The sequence below is a fragment of the Rhodovulum sp. genome, assembly GCF_011048875.1.
GTDB classification, from domain to species: Bacteria; Pseudomonadota; Alphaproteobacteria; order Rhodobacterales; family Rhodobacteraceae; genus Rhodovulum; species Rhodovulum tesquicola.
The window spans coordinates 1-4503 of the sequence record NZ_DSDD01000426.1; the positions used below are offsets into that span (position 1 = coordinate 1).

General features: G+C 65.8%; 4 protein-coding genes and 1 tRNA gene. 3 read left to right on the forward strand and 2 right to left on the reverse strand.

The genetic code is table 11. The annotated features are described in order from the left end of the window. Positions 1-441: 441 nt before the first annotated feature. A tRNA-Arg gene (locus tag ENN83_RS14540) sits at positions 442-518 on the reverse strand. A 687-nt stretch (positions 519-1205) separates the two neighbouring features. Here ENN83_RS14540 and ENN83_RS14545 point away from each other — a divergent pair. Next, a complete protein-coding gene (locus ENN83_RS14545) occupies positions 1206-2354 on the forward strand; it encodes an alkaline phosphatase (protein WP_287188164.1) in 1149 nt (382 codons plus the stop codon). 12 nt (positions 2355-2366) lie between these two features. Further along, positions 2367-2768: a hypothetical protein gene (locus tag ENN83_RS14550; RefSeq protein ID WP_287188166.1), complete on the forward strand. Its 402-nt coding sequence runs from the start codon at positions 2367-2369 to the stop codon at positions 2766-2768. A gap of 75 nt (positions 2769-2843) precedes the next feature. Here the strand turns inward: ENN83_RS14550 and ENN83_RS14555 are convergent, their stop codons facing one another. Beyond that, positions 2844-4163 (reverse strand): ATP-binding protein, encoded by a 1320-nt coding sequence (locus ENN83_RS14555; RefSeq protein ID WP_287188169.1) that lies wholly within the window; start codon positions 4161-4163, stop codon positions 2844-2846. Positions 4164-4221: 58 nt separating this feature from the next. Between ENN83_RS14555 and ENN83_RS14560 the strand changes: the two genes are divergently transcribed. After that, positions 4222-4503 (forward strand): MBL fold metallo-hydrolase (locus tag ENN83_RS14560; RefSeq protein ID WP_287188172.1); only part of this gene is annotated, 282 nt, incomplete at its 3' end.

The window sequence follows — 4503 nt, forward strand, 5'->3', positions numbered from 1 at the left end:
CCGCTGTCGCGCGCGCAATCCGCATCCTGCGGCCCGCAGCACTGGCCGACATACCCTCATCCAGAGCGGCCACAAACCGCTGGCGCAAATCAGAAGAATACGGTTTCCCCATCCATGCCGACCCCCTTCACGGCAGTCAGCATGAATCAGAAATCACCCCGGATGTGAATCCCAAGGATTCAACCTGGTCGCGGTCTACTCTAACACCCGAGGCGCGGGCCAGGCGGAACCGAGGCCAGTCACCAGAGGCCAAGGCGAAGCGCCGGGCCTCGCTGAGGGCCGTCGCCGCAACGCCTGAGGGTGCAGAGGTGCTCGCCCGGGCGTTGGCGGCGAGCATGACGCCTGAGGCTCAGGCGCGCAGAGCGCGGACCCGGAGAATCAACGACAGTTGGCGGCGCCACGCGGAACAACACCCGGAAGTGTTTGAATAGTCTGAGGAAATGGTGACCCCGGCAGGACTTGAACCTGCAACATCCAGTTTAGAAGACTGGCGCTCTATCCAGTTGAGCTACGGGGCCGCTGGCGGAAGTTGTGCCCGGGCGATCGGTGCTGTGCAAGCCGAAAAATCCGGCCGAATCGGCCTCGGGACAACGTGAAAAAATTGCCGAAATCAGAACCTTATTGGTATGGATCCGCTGGCATCCGGCTTTTCGACTGCGGGCTCCGGCTTTGGCCCGAACAGAGCCACTCCCTGCGTGAGGCTTCATCGTAACCCTCTGAAATCCCGGCTATCCCGGGCTTCAGCCGGTCGCGTTTGCAGCCGCTGAATCGCGAAAACCGCCGGGCGACTGGGCCTTTGCCATAACCGATCCTGCGCCAACGCCACGCGTCCCGCGACCTTCTCGCGCATGTCCGTCACGCCAAGGGCCAACCGGGCCTGCAAGTCGGCCTACGGCTCAACCACACCGTCCCGCAAAGCCGCCGCGGCCGGTCACCGCGGCCACTTGTCGAACTGCGGCTGTTCCCCTTCACGCAACGGCGCGACACCCGGCCCGTCCGGCCCTTCACCCCGACCTCGCCCCGGACCGCATGTCTTGCTCCAAGGGGAAATCCGGCCTGCCCGATCGACCCAGGATTGTCGCGAAAACGTTACCGGAGTGCCGAGATTCCCTTACAGGACGCGACGATCTTGCGACCACGCTGGGGGCGAGCCGCGCTCGGCCCGACAGCGTGAACATTGTCGCCAACGCATCGACGAGGACAGAATGTCGTTCAAAATCTCCCGCCGCGCGCTGCTCGCGGCTTCGGTCTGTGTTCCGCTTGTGACGCCGATCGCCGCTCCTGCCGCCACCTTCGACACGGCCAAGAACGTGATCCTTTTCATCTCCGACGGCGCATCCTGGGGCACTTGGGACATGGCCAGCTATTGGGAATATGGCGCGAAGGGCCAGCAGCCCTATGACAGCTTCGACGTCAAGCTGGGCATGATCACCACCCCGCTCAACACCTCGACCAAGCCGACGAATACCGGCACGCCGCAGGTCACCTATGACCCCGCCAAGGCCTGGGACACCACGCCGAGCGACGGCAATTTCGGCGGCCGCCCGAGCTATTTCGAGGGCTATGACTATATCAAGCGCGACTATACCGACAGCGCCGCAGCCGGCACCGCGCTGGCCACCGGTGAAAAATCCTATAACAGCGCCATCGATTTCGACGATTTCGGCCAGCCGCTCGCCTTCATCTCGCAGCAGATGAAGGATGAACTGGGCAAGGCGGTCGGTGTCGTCTCCAGCGTGCCGATCAGCCACGCCACGCCCGCGACCTTCGGCGCCCAGAACATCAACCGCAACAATTACGGCGAGATCAGCCAGCAGATGGTGCTGACCGGAACGCTGGACCTGGTCATGGGCGGCGGTCACCCGTTCTATGACAGCGACGGCAACCTGCGGCCCGAAGGCAGCGAGCGTTTCGCCAACGAGACCGGCGGTGGCGGCGGCTATATCGCCAAAAGCGTGTGGGACGACGTGACCGGTGCCACCCCCTCGATGACCTTCTTCGACGACAAGGCGAGCTTCGAGGCGCTCGCCGATGGCTCGCTTGTCATCGACGGGCCGGTTCTGGGCGTCGCGCAAACCTACAACACGCTGCAGGCCAACCGCAGCGGCCATTTCGCCGACGCCAACGCCTTCGAGGTGCCGCTTGTCGCCAATGTACCCACGCTGGAAACCATGACGCTGGGCGCGCTGAACCATCTGGGCAAGGACGAGGACGGCTTCTTCGTGATGATCGAAGGCGGTGCGGTCGACTGGGCCGCGCATGCCAACAACACCGCCCGCATCATCGAGGAACAGGTGGATTTCAACCGCTCGGTCGCCGCGGCGGTCCAGTGGGTGAATACCTCGTCGTCCTAGGACGAAACCCTGATGATCGTTCTGACCGACCATGGCAACGCCATGCCGATGGGCCCGAACTCGGACACGATCGCGTTCGAACCGATCCAGAACAACGGCGCGGGCAACCTTCCGGGCGTCAAGTGGCACTATGGCACCCACACCAACGAGAACACGCTGATGTGGGCGCATGGCGCGGGGGCTGACCTGTTCCTGAGCCAGATCATCGGCACCGATCCGGGACTTGTGACCTTCACCGGCCACAACGAGACCGGTGAATATATCGACAACACCGCCGTTTACCGCGTGATCGCGCAGGCGAGCGGGCTGGGCGGCGGTGACCTCGCGCCGGTGCCGCTGCCGGCGGGTGTGTGGCTGTTCGGTTCGGGCCTGCTGCTGCTGGCCGGTCTGCGTCGTCGCGCTCGCGCGGCGTGATCCGGGGCTGATCCCTGGCGGGGCGTCCTCGCCCTGCCCCCTTGCGCCGCCGCCTCGCCGCGGCGGCGCATCCCGCTACCGCGCCAGCACCAGTTCTGCCCTCAACCCGCCCAGCCGCATGCTTTGGCCCAGGCGCAACTCGCCGCCATGACCGCGCGCGATGTCGGAGGCGATGGCCAGACCAAGCCCGACCCCGCCGCCCTTCTCCTGACTGCGCGCCGCATCGAGCCGCTGAAACGGTTGAAGCGCCTGTTCGCGTCGATCCGTGGGGATACCGGGGCCGTCATCCTCGACCGTGAAGATCACCCGCCCCGGACTGACCGACAGTCCCAGCGCCGCCTTGCTGCCATAGCGCAGCGCGTTGTTCACGAGGTTCTGCAGCGCCCGCTCGACCGCCAGCGGGCGGAGCAACACGTCCTGCCCGGACGGCATGTCACCGATCTCCAAGTGACCGCCCATACCGCGCGCCCGTTCGGCGACGCGCAGCAGCAGATCGGCCGGGTCGCAAATCCCGAGATCGTCCAGCACCTCGGACCGCGCGAAATCGAGGAATGTGTCGATCATCTGCTCCATGTCGGCCAGATCGCGGAGCATCGCCTCCGTCTCGGGCGTCTGCTCGGCCATGGACAATTCCAGCTTGAGCCGGGTCAGCGGCGTACGCAAATCGTGGCTCACGCCCGAAAGCATCAGCGTGCGCTGTTCGATCTGCCGCTCGATCCGCGCGCGCATGTCGAGAAAGGCCCGTCCGGCCGCACGCACCTCGGCCGCGCCCGCGGGCCTGTAGGGCATCGCCCGCCCCTTGCCGAACGCCTCGGCCGCCGCAGCAAGGCGCGTGATCGGACGCAACTGGTTTCGCAGGAACTGATAGGCGATCAACGTCATCAGCATGCCCGTAACCACCATCAGCACCAGAAGCTGATGCGGATTCGAGGCCGAGACCCGACGCCGGTCGAACCCCACTTCCATCGGACCATGCGGCGTCTCCAGCCCGACCCGCACCAGCCGCGTGCTGGTGGCAAGGTCGATTCCAACAAATCCCGGCAATCCCACGGCCAGGGTCGCCGTCACCGACTTGCCCGAAAGATCGTAGAATAGCCGCGCCTCTCCCACGGGCACCGTCTGGGGAAACGCCACAGAAAGCGCCAGCGGGCCGCCCACCGCCCGCGCCCGCGCCAGCGCTGCTTCCCGGTCGGGCGCCTCCTCGACCAGCTCCGCCAGATAGGCCAGTTCCAGCACGATAGCGCGCGACATCTGACGGGTGACATCCGCGAAATGCCGCTGGATGAAGACGACCGAGACCACCAGTTGCAGCGTAACGATGGGCACCAGCAGAATCATCGCGGCCCGGCCATAAAGCCCCCGCGGCAGCATCCTTTTGATCCAGCCCGCCTGCATGCTAAAGCCTTACCGGCCGCGCGCCTGCTTAGGAAGAGAGCAAAGGGGAGTGACCGCGATGGACGACGACCGCTTCGACCCCGTTCCCGGCGCCTGCATCCGCCTGCGCCCCGGCCTGCGCCTCGTGCTGGCACCGAACCCCTCGCCGATGACCTGTCGCGGCACGAACACCTATCTTCTGGGCCGGGGCCGCGTCGCGGTGATCGACCCCGGCCCTGCGCTCACGGCGCATCGTGACGCGCTGATGGCCGCGCTCGACCCCGGCGAGACGATCAGCCATATCCTCGTGACCCATTCCCATGTCGACCATTCGCCGTTGGCGCGCCCGCTGGCGCAGGCA

Coding starts and splice junctions, on each gene's coding strand:
- ENN83_RS14555 (WP_287188169.1), bottom strand. CDS start 4,163: ATGCAGGCGGGCTGGATCAAAAGGATGCTGCCGCGGGGGCTTTATGGC.
- ENN83_RS14550 (WP_287188166.1), top strand. CDS start 2,367: ATGATCGTTCTGACCGACCATGGCAACGCCATGCCGATGGGCCCGAAC.
- ENN83_RS14545 (WP_287188164.1), top strand. CDS start 1,206: ATGTCGTTCAAAATCTCCCGCCGCGCGCTGCTCGCGGCTTCGGTCTGT.